Annotated in this window: 15 protein-coding genes and 4 pseudogenes; 1 reads left to right on the top strand and 18 read right to left on the bottom strand. The window is 39.8% G+C overall.

The annotated features are described in order from the left end of the window. Nucleotides 1–191: 191 nt before the first annotated feature. The 15 genes and pseudogenes from DSM106972_RS33865 to DSM106972_RS33805 form a co-directional block, all read right to left on the bottom strand. Nucleotides 192–452: pseudogene (locus DSM106972_RS33865) on the bottom strand (DUF305 domain-containing protein); the annotation flags it as partial. A gap of 274 nt (nt 453–726) precedes the next feature. Further along, the gene (locus tag DSM106972_RS33860) at nt 727–1,206 is read right to left on the bottom strand and encodes a DUF2808 domain-containing protein (protein ID WP_127084816.1); all 480 of its coding nucleotides are present in this window, start codon (nt 1,204–1,206) and stop codon (nt 727–729) included. Between the two features lie 397 nt (nt 1,207–1,603). Next, nucleotides 1,604–2,926: pseudogene (locus tag DSM106972_RS33855) on the bottom strand (TolC family protein); the annotation flags it as partial. Nucleotides 2,927–3,326: 400 nt separating this feature from the next. Further along, nucleotides 3,327–3,920 carry a SanA/YdcF family protein gene (locus tag DSM106972_RS33850; RefSeq protein ID WP_411675362.1) on the bottom strand — a complete coding sequence of 198 codons (594 nt, stop codon included), beginning with the start codon at nt 3,918–3,920 and terminating at the stop codon, nt 3,327–3,329. Nucleotides 3,921–4,001: 81 nt separating this feature from the next. Next, nucleotides 4,002–4,402: pseudogene (locus tag DSM106972_RS54090) on the bottom strand (L-histidine N(alpha)-methyltransferase); the annotation flags it as partial. A gap of 168 nt (nt 4,403–4,570) precedes the next feature. Beyond that, nucleotides 4,571–5,074 carry a hypothetical protein gene (locus tag DSM106972_RS33845; protein WP_127084814.1) on the bottom strand — a complete coding sequence of 168 codons (504 nt, stop codon included), beginning with the start codon at nt 5,072–5,074 and terminating at the stop codon, nt 4,571–4,573. 113 nt (nt 5,075–5,187) lie between these two features. After that, nucleotides 5,188–8,307, bottom strand: a complete 3,120-nt coding sequence (locus DSM106972_RS33840; protein WP_127084813.1) for an efflux RND transporter permease subunit — start codon at nt 8,305–8,307, stop codon at nt 5,188–5,190. 450 nt (nt 8,308–8,757) lie between these two features. Next, complete coding sequence (locus tag DSM106972_RS51700; RefSeq protein ID WP_158632927.1) at nt 8,758–8,925, bottom strand: hypothetical protein; 168 nt, start codon at nt 8,923–8,925, stop codon at nt 8,758–8,760. Between the two features lie 359 nt (nt 8,926–9,284). After that, a complete protein-coding gene (locus DSM106972_RS55950) occupies nt 9,285–10,034 on the bottom strand; it encodes an acyltransferase family protein (protein ID WP_127084812.1) in 750 nt (249 codons plus the stop codon). Nucleotides 10,035–10,095: 61 nt separating this feature from the next. Beyond that, complete coding sequence (locus DSM106972_RS55945) at nt 10,096–10,557, bottom strand: acyltransferase family protein (protein WP_127084811.1); 462 nt, start codon at nt 10,555–10,557, stop codon at nt 10,096–10,098. A gap of 82 nt (nt 10,558–10,639) precedes the next feature. Beyond that, a complete protein-coding gene (locus DSM106972_RS33825) occupies nt 10,640–11,605 on the bottom strand; it encodes an RpoD/SigA family RNA polymerase sigma factor (RefSeq protein WP_127084810.1) in 966 nt (321 codons plus the stop codon). A gap of 300 nt (nt 11,606–11,905) precedes the next feature. Beyond that, nucleotides 11,906–15,070, bottom strand: a complete 3,165-nt coding sequence (locus DSM106972_RS33820; RefSeq protein WP_127084809.1) for an efflux RND transporter permease subunit — start codon at nt 15,068–15,070, stop codon at nt 11,906–11,908. Between the two features lie 85 nt (nt 15,071–15,155). Then, nucleotides 15,156–16,835 carry an efflux RND transporter periplasmic adaptor subunit gene (locus DSM106972_RS33815; protein ID WP_127084808.1) on the bottom strand — a complete coding sequence of 560 codons (1,680 nt, stop codon included), beginning with the start codon at nt 16,833–16,835 and terminating at the stop codon, nt 15,156–15,158. A 178-nt stretch (nt 16,836–17,013) separates the two neighbouring features. Then, nucleotides 17,014–18,948, bottom strand: coding sequence for an efflux RND transporter periplasmic adaptor subunit (locus DSM106972_RS33810; RefSeq protein WP_127084807.1), 1,935 nt, complete (start codon nt 18,946–18,948; stop codon nt 17,014–17,016). Nucleotides 18,949–19,166: 218 nt separating this feature from the next. Next, nucleotides 19,167–19,892, bottom strand: coding sequence for a DUF305 domain-containing protein (locus tag DSM106972_RS33805; RefSeq protein WP_127084806.1), 726 nt, complete (start codon nt 19,890–19,892; stop codon nt 19,167–19,169). Nucleotides 19,893–20,170: 278 nt separating this feature from the next. Here DSM106972_RS33805 and DSM106972_RS33800 point away from each other — a divergent pair, with 278 nt between their 5' ends. Beyond that, a complete protein-coding gene (locus DSM106972_RS33800; RefSeq protein ID WP_127084805.1) occupies nt 20,171–21,073 on the top strand; it encodes a polysaccharide deacetylase family protein in 903 nt (300 codons plus the stop codon). 47 nt (nt 21,074–21,120) lie between these two features. Here DSM106972_RS33800 and DSM106972_RS54080 read toward each other — a convergent pair. The 3 genes and pseudogenes from DSM106972_RS54080 to DSM106972_RS33785 form a co-directional block, all read right to left on the bottom strand. Next, a pseudogene (locus DSM106972_RS54080) lies at nt 21,121–21,279 on the bottom strand (glycoside hydrolase family 24 protein); the annotation flags it as partial. A 141-nt stretch (nt 21,280–21,420) separates the two neighbouring features. Further along, entirely contained in the window at nt 21,421–22,731 is a 1,311-nt protein-coding gene (locus tag DSM106972_RS33790; RefSeq protein WP_127084804.1) for a multicopper oxidase family protein, read from the bottom strand. Between the two features lie 2 nt (nt 22,732–22,733). Beyond that, complete coding sequence (locus DSM106972_RS33785) at nt 22,734–23,738, bottom strand: DUF4396 domain-containing protein (RefSeq protein ID WP_127084803.1); 1,005 nt, start codon at nt 23,736–23,738, stop codon at nt 22,734–22,736. Nucleotides 23,739–23,760: the final 22 nt, after the last annotated feature.

The raw sequence follows: 23,760 nt of genomic DNA, 5'->3' as shown, positions 1-23,760 counted from the left end.
TCGGCGCCTGCACCGCACTCCCAGAGCAGTTACAAACCCAGATTACTTATGGCAAAAGTTACGCAGATGTTTCTGCATCGTCAAAATTAAAACTATTAAACAAGCCAATATTAATTTCTCCTGCTGCACGGTTTTTGAAAACACGTAAAAAGTTAACTTCACTAGTTATTAGTAGTGTATCGGCGCCAAATCATTTCTGGTTTCATGCCTTGATGCATTTGCATCATTGTTCCCTGATTCATCGCAACAACAGGCAAATTTTTACCGTACCATGCTTTGTACCAAGTTCGCATTTGTTGAATTTCGCGGTTTTGATCTCTTTTAATCGCTTCCGCTAATTTTTTAATTTCAGGACGTTTAGAGCGAGTTAAAGCCAAATCCGCCATCTGCACTGCTTGTTCATGATGTGGAACCATCATTTCGATAAAATGCTGGTCAACTTGGGTTATCATTCCTCATAAATAATTCCAGTGGCAATCAAATAAGCCGTTATAAAAAGGATAAACCAGCGATACATTCTGCGTTAAATATCTTAAGCAATATAGTATAAATTAAAACAATATAGTTAGGTCAATAACTTAGTTCATGTTGAAAATCAAATTTCTTATAAAAAATTAGCGAGGTAGATAGAGTAGCCTATTTTGAAAGCTACTCTATAAATACTGCTTAATTCTTTTGAAAGCAGTTTATCTAATTATTGACAGGTAATTTGTTTAATTTCGCTGTTTAACTTAGGTAAGTTGTTATCTGAACCAAACCGAGTGAAATAGCTTCTTTCATTCCTTCATTTTTAGCAGATACTTGATAATGCAAAAATTGATTAGAATCGTAACTCGAAGCGTTAACTCCTTTCATAGAAACCGATAGCGAGTTACCAGGAGCTACAGGTTCAGCAAAAGCTACTGTAGCTATTTTTCCATCAATTGAAACTGTCGCAGGAATTTTTTGACCTGATTTGTTTTTAACCTCAATTCCTCTATTAACTTTGACTCCTTCTGGCAAATTAATAGCTAACTCAGATACAGCTTTTCCTTGAACGTGTACTTCAAATTTATGAGTAGCATCTGAAACAGCAGAATCGTTAGGAAATGCAGCACTATTACCAAGATGAGTGACCTTAGCATCATTAGGGTTTTTTGCCAAAGCTACAGGAACTGAAGATGCAATAACTAAGGTAAATGCAACTGCATAAATCAACTTTTTCATGGTCATGTCCTCTTTAATTTAGTAAATTAATTGTCTCTATATTTATAAGTATGAATGTTAATTATGAAATTAAGATGAAATTTGGCATAATAACATATAATTAAAAGTATTTTCTTTATTGCAATAAATTGATATTATCAATGCTTTTTATTTTACTCAAATTCAAATATTAAAAAAAACTCATTATCTCTACAAATAGAGAATAATGAGTTTTAATTTATTGATATATAAAAGATAAAATTTAAACAGTTGGAGCTAGTAAATATTGTCAAACTTTTAAACTTAAACAGTTGAAAATTGACAAAATATTTTCCAACTACTTAATATTTTGGAATAATCGAACAAATTTTATCCTACAGATGTTTTTTCTCGTGATTCAACATTTGCACACCTACATTTAAGGATTTCCCAGATTACTAACAGCCCTTTGCAAACCAGCCAAAGCACGATTGTAGTCTAATATAGCTCTAACCCGATTACCCTCAGCCCTAGTAAGCTCGGTTTCAGAAGCGATAACATCTGTTTGAGTGCCTACGCCTGCTTGAAATCTTAACCTTGCTAAAGTTAAAGCCTCTCGAGCTTGATTTAAAGCAACAGTCGCGGTCTGAACATTACTTAAATTCGATTGCAAATTACTGTAAGACTGTTCGACTTGATAACGAATCTGGTTGCGTTGGCTAGTAAAACGAGTTTCGGCAATATTAATATTAGCTTTCGATTGAGCAGATCTTGCTCTAGCGGCGCCTCCATCAAATAAATTCCAGTTTGCTCTAACTCCAAGCGAGTAACCATCGGTAATGCCAACACGGTCACTAAACACGTCTAACAAGTTATAACTAGCAACCAAACTAACTTGTGGTCGAACCTCAGCAAGTGCCAAGCGTCGTTGCTGCTCGTTAATATTACGTTGTACCAATTGCTGTTGCAATTCAGGACGACTTTGAAATGCCAGCACAATACTATCTTCGAGTGTTTGATTCCATAAACCAGCTATTTTCACTGAATCTGCGGCACTGACATTTGTAGATTGCGCTAAACTCAACGTGACTGCCAGCAGTCTTGCGGCTACTAGTTGCTGACTAAGACTATTAGTCAGTTCTTGTTGAGCATTTGCTAAATTTACCTGAAAACGCAGAACATCAAATCTAGTACCAACTCCCGCACTTTCTAATGCTTGAGCGTCCTTTAAACTGCGTTGCGCGTTCTCAACGGCAGCACGATTAATTCTAACTTGTTCATCGGCTTGTTGTAAATCGTAGTATTGAGTGGCAACTTGCAGCCCAATTTCTGCTGACAAACGTTGCACATCTAATTCATCAAAACGTAATTGTTCCTCTGCCGCTCGAATGCGGGCTGACCTTGAACCAGAAGTATAAATGTTATAACTTAACTGCGCGGCGCCGGAGAAAGTTGTACTTGCCGCTTCTTGGCTTGTCGGTATTCCACTTCGAGAGCGCAATTCGGCAGAAAGTTGATCGTTTGCAGATTGTCCACGGGAGACATCCGTACTTAAACCGAGATTGGGATATAAAGCCGCTTGTGCTTCGCGTAACCCCGCGCGACTACGCTCCAGAGTTAATATTCCTACTTGTAAGTCTCGATTATTACGGCGTGCTAGTTCCAAAGCTTGCTCTAAGGTGATAGGCTGAGTTACGAGAATTTTGACTTCCTCTGATTTGGTAGGAAACTGTAGAAGATTTGAATTCGGATTGAGGTTATCAAGTGAAGTTGAAGTAGGGGATGTAGACTGAGATTGTGATTGTGTTAACTGAAATATTGTTTGGGCTGAACTAGTAGCAATATTACTTAATATAAGTATATAACCAATACCTGCAACAATTAAGTAACGGTACTTCAACATATATTTTCACTCCAACAGATAAAATTACACCACACGGTAAAAAGCTACTCCTGTTATCAGGGGTAGTAAAACAAAAAAGATGGAAAATCTGTAAGTCAAGATAAGAATCAAAATAAGTTAATGGAAGATGACATATAGTTTAGCCCTGCACTGAGTTATCTATGTTATTAATTTACCTCTATACTTAGATTGACATGACCTGATGAAATTAGGATGAAATTTTGCAATTTTTCAAATTTGGCGCCAATTCGACAGTTCGCTATATTTTTTCAAAGCGTCCTAAAAAAGTTGGTTGAGGACGGGTAATATGAACCTCCCACAATGCTTTAACGTTTGCGAACATTTCTCGCCTTAAATAAGGAATCATTCCCCAGAGTCCGTAAATTTCGATATCTGGAGTTCCTAAACCTACGGTATCTAATCCAAATTGGCGACAGGTGTAAATTGCACGAGGTAAATGATAATTTTGGGTGACAACAACAGCTTCATGTAGTCCAAAAATCTGATGAGCGCGATAACAACTCTCATAGGTGCTAAAACCAGCGTAATCTAGAGCAATATCTTTCATGGGTACTCCCAAACCATGAGCGTACTGCTGCATCGACCTAACCTCATTGTAGGAAACTCTACTGTTATCCCCTGTCATTAGTAACTTTTTAACTCGCCCAATCTGGTAAAGTTTAACCGCAGCTTTTACACGGTCTGCAAGCATCGGTGTCGGTTGACCATTAGCTAAGATTCCTGCACCGAATATCATTGCTAGCCGTTCTTGTGGAACTTCTTCTGGTTTGATATAGCGGATACCATTCGTCATCAAACTGATATAAGCGGTTGCGGTCAATGGTATTACCAACAAACTAATTAGTAAACCTAGCAATACCAAACGTAACCAACGGAACAAGCTCAAATATTTTTTCTCTCTCTTTTGTCTCAAGAATATCCTTTTAGGTAATAACTTGATTGTCGCAATATCAAACTTACGTGAAATCTCGGTCATAATAGTTTCGCCGCCAGCAAAATTAATACTTAAATTTAGGCGCCTAATTTCATAGTTTACTGTTGCTTTGAACGCAAATGCATCTCAATTTGATTTTCAGTCTCGTTGTAAAATGCCCAATGCTCAAACTGCATTGTATTAAAGTTACCGTTATACAACCAGTTAATATGGTCTAACATGTTTAAGTTAAAAGTAGCCGTCACTCCTTGACTATCATTATATGCAGCTTCCAAGATAGGTTTGGGTTTTTGCAAATCGATACCTAATAAGAAAAACTCTCCTGAATCCAAGGCTTGAGTGATTTGCGAAAATAATACTTCACACTCTTGCGGATTTACTGGTGTCTTTATTCAAAAAGTGAATATAAAGATTATGTTTTTAGATTATTTGTTTATAGAGAAAATAAAGTAGTTGGCAAAAATAATGAAGTTGAAACAAAATTTACTTTTTGCAATACGCTTCTTTTTTATGCCAAACTACATTCTTGATAATGTTAATCAGTTAGATTACTGATTAAAATTAAACCGCCCGTTTACTGTTTCACTGCCAACAGCCGCAGTAATTTTTACTTGGTATTGACCTGCTGCACCACCATCCAACTTAGCAGTATAGTGCTTACCACTAGCATCATAAGTAAGGGGAACTGTCTTTTGTTTTCCATCAGGTGACTGAATATCAGCCGTAACTTTTGCATTTGGTACTGCTTCGTGTTTATCACCTGTTTGCAAGTAAAAATCTAAATGTGTTGCATTACCTTCTTTTTCAGGCACCATTTCTAAGTGATACTTTCCAGATTCAACAACTTGAGCATTTTTACCATGCGAGTCGCCATGCGCGGATTTTTCACCAGATGTTTCAGTTTTGCTTGCAGTGTCAGTTTTGGCTGCGGTTTCTGTTGTACCACTATTTGTATTGCTGCTGCTAGGCTCTGATGCTTGGTTACTACAGGCGCCTAAGAAAAATAATCCTACACTAGCTAAAAGCACAAAATTTAATTTGAGTGATCTCATTGATTTACTCCTCATCAATTGTTAATTAGATAAAACTACGGTAATTTCATGCAAAGGGCATGAGTATCTATGTATCCCAGGTTGACCTCTGGGAAGATTTAATAAATTGAACATCATATAACTGAACCTTGAGTAGCATTAATATCTTGAATATCTTCTTTTGTTTCTTTAGGAACCAAAAACCTACCAAACATCGAATACAAAGCTGGCAAAACTAATAGTGTCAAGGCTGTAGAAGTAACTAATCCCCCTAAAACAACCACCGCCAAAGGTTGTAAAATTTCCTTACCTGCGCCAGAGCCAATTACTAACGGAACCATGCCAAGTGCTGATGCGAGGGCTGTGAGTAGAATCGCTACCAAGCGTTCCATTGAACCCTCAACAATTACTTCTTTGAGCGGTATCCCCTCAGCTAGACGATTGTTATAATTATCTACTAGTAATAATCCATTTCGCGTTGCGACTCCAAATAAAGTAATGAAACCAACCATCGAAGCAACGGAAATAATACCACCACCAAGAGCGACAGAAATTACACCACCAATTAACGCTAGTGGCAAGTTAATCATAATCATTAGTGTGGCAGGAATTGAGTGGACGGCGAAGTAAATCAAAACTGCAATTACTGCAAAGGCACCAGCCCCTGAAATAAGCAAGGTTTGGGTTGCTTGCTCCTGTGCTTGAAACTGTCCGCCAAATTGCACGTAGTATCCTCCCGGAAGTTGGATTTGCTTGACCCGATCTCGCACGTCTTTAATTACAGAACCTAAATCTTTTCCTGAAACGTTTGCAGCAACTACAATCAATCGAGAAACGTTTTCACGGTTGATAGTCGAAGGTCCGCTGCCATAATCAACTTTAGCAACTTGAGAAAGCGGTATTTTTTGCCCGTTCGGGGTGTCAATTAACAAATTACCAAGTATGTCTAAATTATGACGATAACGTTCTTGCAGCCAAACAACCATATTAAAAGTTTGTTGTTTGTCTAAGATTTGGGAAACAGCTTTTCCATTCAATCCTGTCTCAATTGTATCTGCAAGTTCGCCAATACTTAAGCCGTAACGAGCGGCTGCATCGCGGTCAAACTGAATTTGCACCTGCTTTACAGGAACCTGCGGTTCGAGTTGCAAATCCACAATTCCAGGGATACCACTCATCGCCGTTTGTACTTGTTGACCTATAGTACGGAGTTGTTCAAGTTCGGGACCATAAATTTTGACAGCTATAGCACTTCTTACACCCGATAAAATTTCATCCATACGGTGGGAAATAAAACCACCAATATTAGTTGCAACACCTGGAAGTTTTTCATACTCAGAACGCAAAACTTCAATTGTTTTTTCTCGGTTTTTGGCTCCTTCTTCGCTAATTTGCACATCCATTTCCCCAAAATTAACCCCCGCTACATCAGGATCGCCTTGAGCGAAGCCAGATCGAAACTGAATAGTATCAAGCAGCTTGTTATTTTTGAGTGCATCCATCACTGTTAAAGCAGACTGATTTGTCGCATCCAAAGATTCTCCAGGTAGAAGGATTATGGCATTTACTAACTGACGGTCTTGGAACTCTGGTAAAAAAACTTTTCCTAAACCAGGTAAAATTACCATCACAGCGACAAATCCCGCCAAAGCTATCCCCAAAACTATCTTGGGGCGCCGAATTGCAAATTTCAAAGCGGGACGATAAACTTGATGTGCTTTACGTTCCACCCAAGTTTCTGCACTGGGTAGGCGCCGATTCGCAAGTAATAAAGCGCACAATGCTGGAGTCAGTGTTAATGCAACCAGAGTAGAAGCCAAAATTGATAATAGATAAGCAATCCCCATCGGCGTAAAAATGCGACCTTCCACCCCTGTTAGTGCAAAAATTGGCGCAAAGACAACAGCAATAATTACTGTAGAAAATAGCACGCTGACACGTACTTCAACTGAACCATCAAAAACTACTTGCAAAGGTTTTTTGGGGTGAGGAGACACTTGATTTTCGCGCAGGCGCCGATAAACGTTCTCCATATCCACGATTGCGTCATCCACCACAGAACCAATTGCTACTACCAGCCCTCCCAAAGTCATGGTATTAATACCTAGACCTGTCCAGTTCAGGATAATCATCCCCAAAAGTAACGACACAGGTAAAGCACTAAGGCTAATAACTACCGTCCGCCAGTTCATTAGGAATAGAATCAGGATAACGGAAACAATAATTGTACCGTCGCGCAGCGCTTCTTCAACGTTTTTGACCGAACCTTCAATAAATAAATTTTGGTCAAAGGTTTTGGCGAACGCTACATCTTTTGGCAGTCCTGGCTTAATTTCCGCCATTGCTTCTTCCACGGCTCTCACGACCGTTGGAGTATCTGCTGCAGGTTGCTTAGTAACAGTTAAGATTACCGCACGCTTACCTTTAAATAATCCGTCTCCCCGCCGCAGTGCTGGACCAATTTGTACATCTGCTACTTGTTCTAATAATACGGGCGTGCCTTTTGTCGCTTTAATAACCGAGCGTTTAAGTTGATCAATTGAATCAATCCGCCCAATCCCGCGTACTAACATTTCTTGGTCAGGAGTAATTAAAAATCCTCCTGGTACGTTTTTGTTCGACTCTTGTGCAGCTTTCGTTACATCTATTAAAGAAATGTTATATTGTTTAAGTTTATCTGGGTCAACCAATACTTGATACTGAATTTCATCGCCACCATAGATAAATACGTTACTAACCCCAGGCACAGCAAGCAGGCGGTTTTTGATGTCCCAATTAACAATACGCCATACTTCCATCATCGAGGTTGTATTTGAAGTAAAGGCATATTTTACCGTCCAGCCTAGCGGTGAGTTAACGGGGAGAATTTCGGGTTGGTCTACCCCTTGTGGTAGTAAACTTTGCGCGCGTTGCAGACGTTCTTGTACTAGTTGGCGCGCACGGTAAATATCGGTATCCCAGCTAAAAACAGCTTTAATTGAAGCAATACCCACCGCTGAAGCCGACCGTAAAGATACTAGTCCCGGTGTCCCGTTAATTGAACTTTCTATCGGTCGAGTAACCAAAGATTCAATTTCCTCTGGCGCCAAACCCGAAGCTTCAACTTGGATTTCGACCTGTGGAGGAGCAAATGCAGGAAAAACATCAAGGGGCATTTGTGTAATAACACGAAATCCCCATAAGCTGATTAGTATCGAGGCTAGAACTATCAGCCACCGTTGAGCTATCGACCATTTGACAATAGTATTAAGCATTAGTATTAAGCATTATTTTTTCAACTCTTGCTGGATAGTAGCTTGGTATATAACAATATTCGTTCCGTAGGTACTGTATATAATGTCCCAGACCAAAATGAAATCAAGATGAAATTTGTTGAGTTTCTGCGGCTAAATAAAAAAGCTTAAGGAAAATTTTATATTTACGATAGATATAGTGCAATAGAGGCTGCACTTAAAAGTAAGATTGTAGCTCTCCTCTTCTTCTAACATCCAAAGTCGCGCAATGAAAAGAGCCGCCAAAGGGAACAAAGTCCATAAATGAACGGGGTATTGGCTCAAATCCCCAATTTTTTAGTGATTTAATCATTGATTCTTGCGTGCTGTCCATAATGATTCGTTTTTCATCTAGCATTAACATATTCAAGCTAATCCATTTACTGCACATTGCTCCTGTGATTCCGGAAACTGGATCAGGTTGGGGTGCTTCTAATATATCCCAAGATTTGAGAATGCTGGGTAAACGTGATATGGAGGAATGTTAGCTCCGTTTAATCGACCGACAATCACTTCTTCAAGTGGATCCCATTCATGGTAAGAGTTGACGGGGCAAATCTTATTTTCATTATTGATAGATGCTTGCACAAATTCGGTCATAGCTTAATAAATTATAATTCAGGGGAAAAAGGTTGAAGGATAAAGATAAAATCCTGATTTGAGAAGGTTTTTGTCCTTTTAACTTCCTCCTTTTTCCTTTGAAAGAACAGCACCAAGCAGGTATTTTATATACCTTAATTATAAGTTTTTCATATCAAGATGAAATCAGGATGAAATTTAGGTATATTTTAGATATACTAATTTAGTACTACTTTAGTACCTGTATATCAGAGATATTTTGTTATTTTCTTTGGCTAGATAAAATTTTATGATAAATCTTGGGTTATTAAGTTTATAACCTGCGTTGTTTTTGCGAAACGTATCAAGCCAATATTTGAAAATAAGTTAATCTTTAAGTTTTACCTGCTACTACTGGAACTAGATATAAATGGTTTCTCAAAAATCAAATAAAACCAGTAAGCGAAAACTAAGGATGCTAGTATGCCTATCAAATAAGATGCTGCTGCAAACATGAAGGGAGTTATATTTAAACCAAAAAGCAGGTAACGTGTGATTGTGATAACTAGTCCGTGAGTTAGATACAGACTGTAAGAAAATGCTCCAAGCGCAACAGCCCAAGGATGTTCTAATATGCTCAGAACATGAGGCAACTTTTTGCCCTCAATTACAAACCGAGTGCAGTAAATAAATAGACAAGCTGAGACTATACCAAAAAAACTTTGACCAATCCATATCGGTAGTCCTAACTTCTTCCATTCAGTGACAAAAGCAATAGGAGTTAAAATTATTGCTAGATTACCCCAAGGTAAGGAATTTCTCAGAGAGATTAATTTAGGTTTTTGAGAGAATCCGATTTCTGCTGCTGCCATCCCCAAGGTAAATAAGCCAATAAACCAAGAACTGGATGCCATTGAAAAATCATTCAGTATGTAAAAGGGTAATATTCCTACAATAAAAGCGGCAAATACTACCGATAATAAGCCAAAGCGGCGCCAAATTGGTAGTAAAAACGGAAATAAAAAGTATAGCTGCCACTCTGTCGCAACACTCCACATCGGTGGATTAATAGTTAAATATGTACTGCTGCTAAAATTGTGAATAAGAAGTAGATGCAATACTGCTCGGTTAAGAAAATTCGATAAAACCATAAACCTTGTAGAGACGCGATTAATCGCGTCTCTACGTGCCCGAAATCAACGTAAAAAATCCTTAACCGAGCAGTATTGGAAGTAGATGAGATAACACATCAATAAAATTAAAGTAGGGGGAAAATGGGCCTTCTCCTGCAACTTTATCCCATTTAAAACTGGTAAACTCCTCCAGTAAAAATATTATAAACGCAAGTAGCAGGCATCCAATCAAAGCCGCGTAGTAAGGTGGCAAGATTCGGCGTGCGCGGCGTTTAATATATTTAAGAAAGCCACCTGAGATTAAACCATGTTGTGATTTAACAACTGGCAACATTAACACGTAACCAGAAAGCACAAGAAAGATAACAACACTAAATGCACCATATCTGAGTGTCTTTTCAAAAATTAACCAAAATGCAGGTAATGCTTCTCTTGTAGACGGCTCAATATGTACAGCGACTACGTACAAAGCAGCAATTCCTCGCAAGCCATCTAAGTAATGAAGATGAAGGCGTTGAGGAGGAGATTTTTCTAAATTCATTTTAGGAAAAGCAATATAAATAATTAAAGTTTTTCAGTAGGTGAACCTTTTATCTGGCACTAATTTTTGGACGTGCGAGAAATTAGTTAGTTAAATAATTGCGTACCTTATATTTATATTTTCTTAGAGTGCTTATTGCTTGTTTTTCAAGTTGGCGTACTCGTTCTCTAGAAAGACCCATACGCTCGCCAACTTGTGCTAATGTAAGTCTATATCCGCCTGTTAAAGCAAAACGTAGCGTTAACACTTCTTTTTGTTGTGGAGTCAGCTTTTTCAGTAAATTATGAATATTTTGACGAAGTAATTCTTGCTCTGTATAATGCTCAGGAGATACTCCGTTGTCTTGCAACATATCCTGTAATTGGGTATCTTGTTCTAGTCCAACCCGTTTGTCTAACGAGATAGGTTGACGAGAAAACTGTAAACACTCTCGAATTAGGCTGGGTTCCAAATTGAGCGCTTCAGAAATATCAGTAACGGTAGGCATATGGCCCAGCTTTTGAGATAATTCTTGTTGAATACGCTTAATTTTATTTAACTTCTCAGCAATATGGATAGGTACGCGGATAGTACGTGACTGTTGGGCTATTGCCCGTGTAATTCCCTGACGAATCCACCAATAAGCGTAAGTTGAAAACTTGTATCCTAAACTAGGGTCAAATTTTTCAACTCCCCGTTCCAGCCCTAATGTACCCTCTTGAATTAAATCCAACAGTTCTAAGTTACGTTTTTGATATTTCTTCGCAATCGATACCACGAGCCGAAGATTGGCTGAAATCATTTTTTGCTTGGCAATTTGCCCAGAATTTAGCTGTTCCAGTAGTATCTCTTCAGTTAAATTTACGCTTTCAGCCCATTCTCGTAGTGTAGGTTCGTTCTGTAATTTTTTGGAAAGTTCTTCTTTTTGAGCCAGTGCTGTCATCATCAGTTGAACTTGCTTGGCAAAATAAATTTCTTGCTCGTGACTCAACAAAGGGATGCGTCCAATTTCATGGAGATAGGTACGCACCATATCATTTGTAGTTAAAGGTTCATTTCTCATTTTCATGACTCCGAAAGGAACTTTCTTAAATAAATTTTGTATTAGCATTAATAGTCCACTTTGTTGGAAGTATAAACTATTAAATCAGCTTATTCCCTATACTTAATTAGTATTACATCTGAATATGAAATCATGATGAAATTTCCTGTTGATAGATTAAGAGATTTTCAAAAATTAAATTAACTCTGTCGTGGGGTGGCTATTCTTGCTCGCTCTAATAAATATGAGATGGGCTTTGACACCCATCCCATAAAAAGATTTTGGAGATTTTTTTATTTAGAAATCTCTAATATCCAGTTTAGATAATTACATGTGCATGAAGAACTGCTCCTCTTTAGCTTCATCTGCTTTCTTAGGAAATAAATATTTACCAAACTTCGCATATAAAGCAGGTAAAACGACCAAAGTTATTCCTGTCGAAGTAAACAACCCACCAAAAACGACTATAGAAAGTGGTTGTAATAGTTCTTGTCCTGGTCCACCTTGCAGTACCATCGGCGCCAAACCCAAAGCGGAAGTTAAAGCCGTCATTATAATCGCATTTAGTCGTTCCATCGACCCTTTGACAATAATATCTTTCAACGGCATCCCTTCAGCATATTTACTATTGTAATTATCCACCAATAATAAACCGTTGCGAGTCGCTACCCCAAACAGAGAAACAAATCCAACTAAAGACGCAACCGATATAACTCCTCCAGTTAACGCTACTGCAATTACACCTCCTACCAAACCAATTGGTAAGTTAATCATAATCATAATAGTAGAAGGGATAGATTTAACTGAAAGGTACATTAGTACCGTAATTGCAACAAACGCGATAAGACTGAAAACAAGAATATTCTGGGTAGCGCGTTCTTCTGCTTCAAATTGACCAGCATATTGAATAAAATAACCAGCAGGAACTTGCACATTGCTTTTGACTTTGGCTTCAATTTCATTGACAATCGAGCGTAAGTCTCGTCCCTTTGCATTTGCGGCAACTACAATTAAACGGGAAACATTTTCACGATTAATTGTATTTGGTCCAGTACCGTCGTTAATTCTTGCAACATTCCCTAAAGGAATTTTCTGTCCATTCGGAGTGTCAATTAATAAATTGCGAATCGTTTCTAAGCTTTGCCGTGCTTCTGGTTTTAACCAAACTAAAAGGTCAAAAGATTGTTGATTTTCTAAAACCTGAGAAACAACTTGTCCGTTGAGTGCAGTCTCAATGATGTTAGAAAGGTCTCCGACTGTATGACCGTATCTACTTGCAGCATCTCTATCAAATTTGATTTGAATTTGCGGTACGGGAATTTGAGGTTCAAGCAGTAAATCTACAACCCCATTAACAGTTTTCATTTGTGCTTCTACTTGTTCTCCGATTTTTCGGAGTTCTGCTAAGTCAGAACCAAAAATTTTTACAGCTATAGCACTGCGAACCCCAGATAAAACCTCATCCATCCGGTGAGAAATAAAACCGCCAACGTTCGGCGCCGCTCCTGGTATTTTACCAAACTCAGAGCGCATTTTTTCTAAAGTTTTTTCTCGATTTCTCATCCCTTCTTGAGTGAGTTCAATATCAACGTGGGCAATGTTAACACCTGCTGCATCTGCATCTCCCGCCGCACGTCCCGAACGTGTTTGAATAAATTCAAATCTACGGTCATTTTTCAGTGCTTCTTCTACTACATACCCAGCTTTGGTTGTTGCTTCTAAAGATACGCCAGGATACAAACTTAAGGTATTTACCATTGTTTGTTCTTGGAACTCTGGTAAAAATGCCCTACCAAAAGAAGGAATAATTGCGATTGAAGCTACTGTTAAAGCTAATGCTACACCAATGATTAATAATGAATTTCGGAACGAAAAGTTTAGACAGGAAACATAAATTCCTTTACATAATCTTGCCAACCAAGGTTCTCGCTTTGTTACCTTGACATTTGGTAATAAAATTGCACATAAAGCTGGGGAAACTAATAATGATTCTAAACTAGAAATGACTACTATCACCAAGTAAGAAATACCCATTGGGGTAAATATTCGACCTTCGATGCCTGGTAAAGTGAATATTGGCGAGAAAACAATAATCCCGATAATCGTGGCACCAATTAAGGAATCGCGTACTTCTTGAGAACCTTCAAAAATGATTTCGAGTGGTGGTAATGGGTTAGAAGCAGTTTTATTTTCCCGTAGTCGGCGATATGTATTTTCACCGTAAACAATAGCATCATCAATCGCAGTACCAATTGCTACTGCCAAACCACCTAAAGTCATAGTATTGAGTCCAATACCTAACCATGAAAGTGCTAATAAACCGAACAGTAATGTTAAGAAAAAATCTAATAAACAGACTGTAAGAGTACGCCAATTCATCAGAAAAGGAATTAGAATTACTGCTGCGATAATACTACCTTGAATTAACGATGAACGAACGTTGTCAACTGAGGATTCAATATAACTATCTTGACGGAACGTCGTAGTAACTTTAATATATGAGGGTAATCCCGCTTTTATTCCCTTCATTGCTGTTTCTATGGATCGGGAAACAGTAGGAGTATCAACTAGCGGCTGTTTATTAACCATTAAAATAATTGCTGGTTTGCCGTTAAAACTACCATCACCGCGTTTAATGGCGCCTCCAATTTGTACATCAGCAACATCCTGTAGTCTAACAGGAACTCCATTGCGTGAAGTAATAGTTGATTTTTTCAAATCTTCAATAGATTCAATTCGTCCAATTCCACGAATTAACCTTTCTGTATCTGGTGTAATTAAATAACCGCCAGGTGCATTAACATTGGCGGCTTTTGCAGCATTAGTCACTTGCTCTAAAGAAACATTAAAAGCTGCTAACTTCGCTGGGTCAACTAATACTTGATATTGACGAGTATCTCCACCAAAAACTATTACCTGACTCACACCTGGAACTGCTAAAAGGCGATTTGTAACCTGCCAATCAACAATTCGCTTCACCTCCATTAAAGAAGTGCTGAGTGCTGAGTTCTGAGTGCTGAGTGTAGTGTTACTTGATTTGTTCTCGTCTTCGACAGTGAAGGCATATTGAACAACTAAACCTACAGGTGAGGTAGTCGGGGAAATTTGGGGTATTTCTACTCCAGGTGGTAATTTACTTGTAGCTTGTTGTAGCCTTTCGGTAACTAGTTGACGTGCCTGATAAATTTCTGTACCCCAATTAAATATTACCCTGACCGCAGAAATTCCCGCCGCACTCGATGAGCGAACTGCCGTTACTCCTGGTGTACCATTAATTGCACTCTCAATTGGTAAAGTAACTAAAGATTCTACTTCTTCCGGCGCCAGTCCAGGTGCTTCGGTTTGAATTTCCACTTGCGGGGGAGCAAACGGTGGTAGCACATCTAACGGCATCTGGGGTATGACGTAAAATGTCCACAATGAAACAACAATTGTAGCCAAAACAACGAGCCACCGTCGGTCAATCACCCACCTTACAATGTTACTAAGCATTTTATATTTTCGATTTTAGATTTGAAATTATAAATATCCGTGAAATCCGTGTCATCCCTTAAATCCATAATCCGATTTTGGATTACTATAACTTTTGGTCTGATTTATCAGAACTGGAAACAGAATGTGATGTGCTTGGTTGCTTGTGGTTATCGATATAAGGCTCAGTAGAGTAAGTAAAACCATCGTATTCAGGATGACCAACTGCTGCTATTGGTTTACGCATTCGACGACTCGACCAAAGACCACCCGCTGCAAAAGCACCAGCAATAACAACTACTCCTCCTACTCCCAACAGCCATAAAGGTATTGGTGCATTTGTTTTTATTTGGGTTGCTTGGATATTAGCTTCTTCTGTATGGTTATCCTCGGATGCTGCTTTCCCACCACCCCGTAGAGATTGTGCATAGAGTTGCGGCGCCCGTTGTGTAACGACTACATCGCCATCGAACAAACCACTTTTAATGGACACCATATCACCAGAAGTTTGACCTAAATTTACTTCCGTAGCTTGAAAGGCATTCCCATTTTGTACGTAGACTAACTTTTTCCCGTTTGCATCAACTATTGATGCTGCGGGTATTGCAATTACAGGCGCCGATGTTTTGTCTGTTAGTACATCAAGTTCGGCAAACATTCCTGGTTTCAGTTGCCCACCAGAGTTTTCGACTTCGGCTTGAACTGCAACGACTCGTGTTTCACCCTGTACGGATGTACCTACACGCGAAATTCTTCCAGAAAAGGTACGGTCTGGTAAACTAGAGACTTTTAAACTGACTCTTTGACCAACTTTTACTTTGTCTAAATCTTTTTCATAAATATTTGCCGTAGCAAAAACTCGACTATCATTAGTAATCGTCATTAATCTGCCACCCGCATCGTTAAAGGTTTGACCGAGTGTAACTTCGCGGTCAGCAACTCTACCTGAAATAGGCGCCGTCACTGTTACCAAACCCTTTGAGTTAGGAGCGTTACCAATTTGTTGCAGTCGAGTATTGTAAGTGCTATCACTGAGGCGCAATCGTTCCTGTGCTACCTGCACTGCTGATTGCCCGCGTTTCATTTGAGCTTCGGCTTCGATAACATCACGCTTACTACTAGCAGTAGTTAATTTAGCGCGTGCTTCTGCCAACTGAGTTTGAGATTCTAAAGCATTACGACGAGGTAAGGCGCCTGCATTCGCTAACTGGTTATCTTTACTAGATTTTTCGGCAGCAAATGATACCTGGCTTTGTGCAGTAGCAATTTCAGCGTTAGCTATTTGTACATAGCGTTGATAATTTTGTTGAGCTAATTTTAAATCTGTTTGTGCTTGTTGTAATGATGCTGTTGCGTCTGCACGTTTTTCTTGGGATTCAACGCGCAATGTCACCAAATCAGGACTTGTTACTACAGCAACAGGTTGACCTTTTGTAACAGTGGCGCCGGGTTCCACTAACAACTCAACTACTTTGGCGCCTGTTATTGGGGTAGTGACCTCTACTTTTTGGTTAGGTAACGTTTCAATTTGTCCAGTAGTCTTTATACCTACAGCTAGAGGTTGACGCTTGACTGTTTCAGTTTTAATACCAAGTCGGTTGGCAGTTTCGGCATCAACTTGTACTGAACTGGGTGTTCCTCCAGCGTCGCTTCCACTTTTAAATTCGTCACCATGACCGCCATGAGCTAAAACAAGTGTTGGACTTGCTAGTAACAACATACAACTAAGCGTGCCAGAAAGACAATGAATTGCTTTTTTTGGTTGGTTACGGTTAGACAGTCCCATCGCTTGTCAATCTCCTTTAGCTATCAGGTTCGGTTTACACTTTTGGCAAAGTTCGCAGTACACTTCGCATCAAAGAGTTTTTGAATGTTGCGAAATTGTACCACCTACTTTATAGTTTTACAGATGTGTATGAAATTAGGATGAAATTTAGAGCGAGGAGCATTTGCTCTGAGACTTACTAATCACGCTTATCAATAGTTACTGGTGTAGGAGACATACTAACCTGCTGCTTGTTATCCAAATAAAGCTCCGTTTCAGTTTCAAATCCTACAGACTCCTCAGAAGCACCGACTACTGCTAAACTGGAACGTTTACGACGATTTAGCCAGAAATTCCCACCCACAATACCTAAAGCAGTTATTATCGACCCTGCCCCTGCTGTCATTAACAGTAAGGGTACGGGTAAACTATTAGTTTTAATCTCTGTAGCGTCCGTATGGGGAGTAGCTTCTTCTTTATTTTCTCCTTCTTGAGCGCTTCCTCCACGTAAAGACTGTGCGTAAAGCTGTGGTGCGCGCTGGGTGACAATCATGTCACCGTCGAATAAACCACTTTTTATCTCAACCATATCGCCACTAGTTTGTCCAAGAGTGACTTCTGTAGCCTGGAAAGCATTTCCATTTTGGACGTAGACTGTTTTTTTGCCATTAACATCAACAATAGCAGAAGTTGGAATTGCTACAATATCTGTCGAGGTTTTGTCTGTAAGTACTTCCAACTCAGCAAACATTCCGGGTTTGAGTTGACCGCTTGTATTGTTGATTTGGGCTTGTACGGGCACAACTCGCGTTTCTCCCTCTACCACCGAACCAATGCGAGTAATTTTACCTTCAAAAGTGTTATTAGGGAGTGAAGCAACTTTTACCCTTACCTGTTGACCGTTTTTAACTTTGTCTAAATCTTTTTCATAAATGTTCGCCGTAGCAAAAACTTGATTATCATTGATAATCGTCATCAATCTGCCGCCTGCGTCTTGTAGCGATTGACCAATGTTAACTTCACGGTCTGTAACAGTGCCACTTATAGGAGCGGTTATTGTTACCAATCCTTTTGCATTCGCAGTAGTTCCCAATTGCTGTAACCTAGTATTATAAGTAGTATTACTCAAATTGATACGTGAATTTGCTACCGTCACATCAGATTGGGCGCGTTTTAGTTGTGCTTGTGCTTCTAAAACATCCCGGCGGGCAATCGCTCTCTTAAGTTGAGTTTGTGCTTCAGCTACGCGCGATTGAGAATCTCGTAATTCCCGTAATGGCAATTCAACTTCAGCCCTTTTAACTTCAGATTCGGCTTGAACAACTTCTGGACGGTTTGAAGCTCTAGCGAGTTCGGCTTTTGCCCTTTCCAATTTTGCTTGAGACTCTAGCATTTGTCGTCTTGGTAAGGCGCCTTTTTCTACTAGTTCCTGATCTCGGTCATATTGTTCTTGGGCAACTGCTACTTCTGTATTAGCTTGTGCTACGTTAGCATTTGCTATCTGCTGCTGACGTTTAAGGTTTTCTTGGGCAACTTTTAAAACTCCGCGTTGGTTTACCAGTGCCAAGTCGCGATTATATTGTGCTTGGGCTGCGGCTAATTGGCTACGTGCTTGTGCTATCTCAGCATCAGATATTTTTTCCTGACGGTCTAAATTTTCTTGCGCTAGTTTTAAATCGGCTTGTGCCTTTTGCAATTGTGCTTGTGCATCAGCTTGTTTTTCTTGAGAACCGACGCGTAACTCCACCAACTCAGGTGAAGAGACTACCGCCACTGGTTGACCCTTTTTAATTTTACTACCTGGTTTTACTAATAGTTCAACTACTTTACTCGTTAGCGGCGCAGTCACCTCAACTTTTTGGTCAGGCAAAGTCTCTATTTGCCCTGTACTTTTGATACCTATATTCAACCGCTGCTTTTTTGCAGGCTCAACTTTAATACCTAGCCGATTCGCCGTATCAGCATCAACTTGAATTGAGCCTGTAGTTTGAGCATCGCCTCCGCTTTTAAATTCGTTTCCATGCCCACCATGTGCCAGTACTACTGCGGGAGATGCAAGCAATGATAGGCTCAGAAGGGTGCTAGAAATATAACGAATTGCTGTAGATTGCTGAAAGCTGTAGGATTTAAGCATAATAGTCAATAATTTTATCTAAAGAAAACAATTATACTGATATTTGTCACGCAAGATGCAATGCCCGTTTCTTGTGCCTTTTTATGCACCTAATTACCAGTTTGACAGCATAAAATGAAATTAGGATGAAATCGAGGGTAAACGTTCGCAGAATTTTAATCGAACGCTACTCTCGATAGTCAAATTGCTATCAATTGCCTTTCCTTAAGTATCCTAGATTACTTTTTATACCAAGCTTGGCGCCACTGTTTCATTTGACTAATTTCTGCTTGTTGTGAGGAAATAATTTCAGCTGCGAGTTTCTTTATTTCCGGACGCTTCGATTTAGCGGCAGCATCTTTACCCATTGTTAAGGCGCCTTCGTGGTGAGGAATCATCGCATTAATAAAGCGCAAGTCAAACTCGTTGTCTGCGGTGCCTAAGTCCATGTTCATCATCATCGCTTGCATTTGCTCTGCGGGCATTTCTACAGTTTTGTTAAGCTTTGTATCGTAAGCTACTGGCTTACTTCCAGCTTTAGGATACCAAGCTTGGCGCCACTGCTTAAGTTCAGCAATTTCTTTGTTTTGAGCCTTAATTATATCGTTAGCCAGCTTTTTAATTTCTGGACGCTTTGATTTTTCCAGTGCTTGCTTCGCCATCATCACGGCGCCTTCGTGGTGCGGAATCATTGAGTCAATAAATCGCAAATCGAAATTTGCATCGGCTGGACCTAAATCCATTGACATGCTATGGTTCATGCCGCCATGATTCATACCATCATGATTCATGCCACCTTGAGCCATCTGCTTATCGGTAGTTTCAGTTGCAGGAGTGGAATTATCTGATTGAACCTCGTTTTGGGATGCAGTTGTGGAACAAGCAGCCAAGGCGCCACTAGCGAGAGTTGCCGTAGCAATCAGGCTGAATGTAAAGAATTTATTTTTGAGATTAGAGAGTTGCATAGATTATGATTTATGATTTCTAAATTAGATTGTAAAATCTCCAGTTGGGTGGAGAGTCAACCTGTAGAATGATTTAATTTGGATTGCGCCCACCTTATTACCTAGTTTCGCAGCCAAATATGAAATCAGGATGAAATTAGAAGCTATCTCAGGTAACACGGCATTATTGCTGTAATCAAAGTTTGTTTTTTTCTACTTGACTAGTTCGACTGATAAGGATACTGTTGTGGGCGCCACATATTTTAAACATTTGTCTTTCAGGTTAAAGGAAGGTTAATATGGCAAATCGGAGTTTACTTCTGAGTGCAGGTATAATATTTATCCCTGTAGCCGCTTTACTAGGAAGCCTTGGTATTGGTCACATTTTACTAAAAGGTACTGATAAACATCAGATACAAAGCAAATATACGGCAGTACTGAGTGCCCAAGCTGCGTCAAAGAAGCAAAGTTTAGCGTTGGAAGTCAAGCCTGTTGCACCAACACCAGTTATTTTCTCGGTGCCTGAAGAGTTTCGGGGTACAGTGACTAGTCAAATACAGCCACGAGTAGAAGATAAAGTTATTGCCCTAACTTTTGATGATGGTCCTGCACCGAAGTACACGCAACAAATATTAGAAATTCTTAAACAAGAAAATATCAAGGCAACGTTTTTCTGTGTTGGGGAGATGGTGCATTATTTTCCCCAACTAGCCAAGCAAGAAGTAGCAGAAGGCCATGTAATAGGTAACCATACTTGGCATCACTGGCTGCAAAAAATGAACTCCCAAGTAGCAGCAAACGAAATTGAATCGACGGCAACAGCTATTTTTGAAGCGACGGGAGTTAAAACATCTTTATTTCGTCCACCTTACGGCGCCCTCAATAATGGTGTAGCTGATTATGCGAAAAAGAATAATTACGCCGTTTTGATGTGGTCAGATGACTCTCAAGATTACCGTCGTCCTTCAGTAGCGCGCGTTGTAAATAATGTACTTCGGGAAGCAAAACCAGGGGGCATGGTGCTGATGCACGATGGTGGTGGAAATCGCACGCAGACAGTTGCAGCTTTGCCAAAAATTATTGCTAATCTTAAGCAGCAGGGATATCGTTTTGTAACTGTACCACAATTATTAGCAATACAAGCACAAAAAGCAACGTTGACAACAGTAACGCCGTCGCATCAACCGAACCAAGGTACATAGCAGGTTATAAATTACTTTGGCTCGTGGAATGCTTTTACATCCGGCATTCATTTTATTTTTGCTGACATCAATTCTTCAGTTAGCACTTTTTTATAAATCTTAGATAATTTAGGTGTAACTGAATTATTTTCTATACCGTATCCCAAACTTGTCCAAGTACCAGACAAAATCTGCAAAACTTGGTTTAGTTTTCCTTGTTTAAGTAAATTTTACTTTTGGTTATGAATTTAATGAGTCTAAAGGTGTCCGCGATGGTAAATTTGTTGAATTTTTGAAAAACTCTGCCAAATATACTCATATTGAAGTCAAAAATGTCTTTTTGTAATAGTATTTGCAGTTTTGTAAACTTAGGTAACGTTAATTACCATCATTAAGCCACCACCACCTTGCACTTCAACGTTGTCGTTAGTCGTATGGTGAGGAATATGGCAGTGTAGCAACCACTTTCCCTTTTGCCGTGCCGTCCAGATTACGTCGTAGCGTTCCCCAGGCGCCACATTGATCGTGTCTTTTTCAATTTGGGCAGCAGCAGGTACTGCATTACCATCAGTTTCAACAATTTTAAATGGACCACCGTGAATATGCATCGGATGTATAAAGGCATTATTCGAGCCAATGAAGCGAAAGCAGATCTTCTCGCCGACTTTCGCGTTTATTATTTCGGTAGAGGGATAAGCTTTACCGTTAATTGTGAATAAGTTCGGTAGTAGCCCTTCCATTGGCATTGCTGGGAAAGTGTAGCCTTGTTTGAAAGTCCACTCCTGAAGCTGGACTACAACATCTTTATTATAGGCAGGGATATTAGTTTTATCCTTCGGGTCGATAATCAACGCGCCATACATCCCTAAAGTCTGCTGACGATCTACGTCTTTATGTGAGTGATAAAAGTATGTACCCCGTTGCTTTGCCGTAAACTCGTAGTTATAACTTGCACCAGGTTCAATAGGTTTTTGGGTAACATCGGCTGGACCATCCATTTTGTTCGGTAAAATCATGCCATGCCAATGTACAGTAGTGGCATCAGGTAAATTGTTCTTAACCACAATCCGAACCTGATCTCCCTCAGTGATTCGAATACGCGGCCCTGGTATTTGACGGTTGAAGGCATAAGCAGCTACCTGTTTATCTGGTAAGATATTCCATTTGATCAAAGAGGCTTCAAGGTTGAAGACTTTCACACCGTTCTCTATTTTGGGTGTCAGGACTTGATCACCCACGGCTTGGGATGGAGCAGTATAGGTAATTTTTGTGAGATCCACTGCCGACATGTCTTCCATCGCTTCCTGACTCATATCTGAGGTCATAATCATACCGGGTGGCATAACTAAACCGTTCATTTGAGTAACACTACTCATAGGCGCCGATGGTAACGATGAAACTGTTGCAGGGGCTTTAGCTTTAGTTCCACTCATATTCATTCCAGGCATTGAGTCGTTGTTGCCCATATTCATCTCAGGCATTGACCCATTGCCCATATTCCTGGCGCCCATCGTGAAGTCGCCGTATAATGCAGCAATTAGCACACCAGCAGCTAGTGCCAGTAGTGTTAAAAGCGTTACGGCCACAAGTTGCGCTCGCGTGGCTTTGGGTTTCATATCCATGCCTTCGTGAGGTTTAGTGCCGTGAGCATTCAGATTCTTGTTCTTATGGGTTTTCATACTTACATTCCTTTCATATTTTGCATATCAACATCAGAATCTATTTCTTGAACGTTCTTATGTGTAGAAGCGTTTGGGGCAATTATTTCACCAGATGTCTTTGCAATTCGTTCTGCTTCCATAGCTAGGCTGTGTCCACCTCTACCCAAAGCACGCACAGTGCCCATGCCATGCTTGAAACCTTTTGCTACGAGCCACATATTGACTGGAAAAGCGACGACCATACCTACTAGTGTTGCAAAAGACATCACGCCCCAGAAGCGGATCGAAGTTGCCTCCATTGCAGTTGTATCACTGCTCATTAGGATTACCATCACTGGGATCATTCCAGCCATCACACTATTCATTGATAACCATTCGGGTATAAATGAGCGCTTTATGGCTGTAAAATACGATCCGCCGAGCATATCTTTCATAAACAAAGCTTGGAAAATAAGTAGCCCAAAAGCAAAGCCAAAAAGGTATTCCGAGATTATATCGAGCCACATTGGTAAACCAAGGGTCGTAGTGATTACCGCTGCTACAATGATGCCAGTTGCATCGCCCGCCAAACAATGAATAGTTGAACCCAAAGTCTGCTTCCACAAGGGTTTGATAAACTCTTCGTGCTGACCTGGTGCTGGCTCTTTACATGATAGAATATAGAGCGCGGCACCAATTAATCCGGTGTAAAGTGTCACCAGTAGCCAACCCCACTTCATAACTGTTAGCTCGGGGTTGTTTGTCAACGCATCCCAAGCTACGTAAACCACAGATAAAGCTGTTAAAACGAACCAGATAACCAGGATATTGTCAAGCCAAGTCCAGGTTTTGCTCTGGGTCATGCTCATATTAGACATATTCGCATTAGGAGAAGGCTGTGGCTGGATAACTGGTTGCGTAGTCGAACTATGCTGTATTTGCTGAACAACTGGCAAATTTTGACTTAACGTCAGCTTAGGCGTAATGAAAACCAATAAGACTGTTATCAAAAACGAAACCATCCATAAAACTGATTTTGGGCGCATATTTACCTTCACATTATATTTT

This window comes from Dulcicalothrix desertica PCC 7102 (genome assembly GCF_003991905.1).
Classification (GTDB): domain Bacteria; phylum Cyanobacteriota; class Cyanobacteriia; order Cyanobacteriales; family Nostocaceae; genus Dulcicalothrix; species Dulcicalothrix desertica.
This window is presented reverse-complemented; position numbering and strand designations above follow the sequence as displayed.

Excerpts from the sequence above, each read along its gene's own strand:
- DSM106972_RS33805 (WP_127084806.1), bottom strand. The coding sequence starts at position 19,892 with ATGCAACTCTCTAATCTCAAAAATAAATTCTTTACATTCAGCCTGATT.
- DSM106972_RS33800 (WP_127084805.1), top strand. The coding sequence starts at position 20,171 with ATGGCAAATCGGAGTTTACTTCTGAGTGCAGGTATAATATTTATCCCT.
- DSM106972_RS33820 (WP_127084809.1), bottom strand. The coding sequence starts at position 15,070 with ATGCTTAGTAACATTGTAAGGTGGGTGATTGACCGACGGTGGCTCGTT.
- DSM106972_RS33790 (WP_127084804.1), bottom strand. The coding sequence starts at position 22,731 with ATGAAAACCCATAAGAACAAGAATCTGAATGCTCACGGCACTAAACCT.
- DSM106972_RS51700 (WP_158632927.1), bottom strand. The coding sequence starts at position 8,925 with ATGACCGAATTTGTGCAAGCATCTATCAATAATGAAAATAAGATTTGC.
- DSM106972_RS33860 (WP_127084816.1), bottom strand. The coding sequence starts at position 1,206 with ATGAAAAAGTTGATTTATGCAGTTGCATTTACCTTAGTTATTGCATCT.
- DSM106972_RS55950 (WP_127084812.1), bottom strand. The coding sequence starts at position 10,034 with ATGGTTTTATCGAATTTTCTTAACCGAGCAGTATTGCATCTACTTCTT.
- DSM106972_RS33785 (WP_127084803.1), bottom strand. The coding sequence starts at position 23,738 with ATGCGCCCAAAATCAGTTTTATGGATGGTTTCGTTTTTGATAACAGTC.
- DSM106972_RS33845 (WP_127084814.1), bottom strand. The coding sequence starts at position 5,074 with ATGAGATCACTCAAATTAAATTTTGTGCTTTTAGCTAGTGTAGGATTA.
- DSM106972_RS33810 (WP_127084807.1), bottom strand. The coding sequence starts at position 18,948 with ATGCTTAAATCCTACAGCTTTCAGCAATCTACAGCAATTCGTTATATT.
- DSM106972_RS55945 (WP_127084811.1), bottom strand. The coding sequence starts at position 10,557 with ATGAATTTAGAAAAATCTCCTCCTCAACGCCTTCATCTTCATTACTTA.
- DSM106972_RS33825 (WP_127084810.1), bottom strand. The coding sequence starts at position 11,605 with ATGAAAATGAGAAATGAACCTTTAACTACAAATGATATGGTGCGTACC.
- DSM106972_RS33815 (WP_127084808.1), bottom strand. The coding sequence starts at position 16,835 with ATGGGACTGTCTAACCGTAACCAACCAAAAAAAGCAATTCATTGTCTT.
- DSM106972_RS33840 (WP_127084813.1), bottom strand. The coding sequence starts at position 8,307 with ATGCTTAATACTATTGTCAAATGGTCGATAGCTCAACGGTGGCTGATA.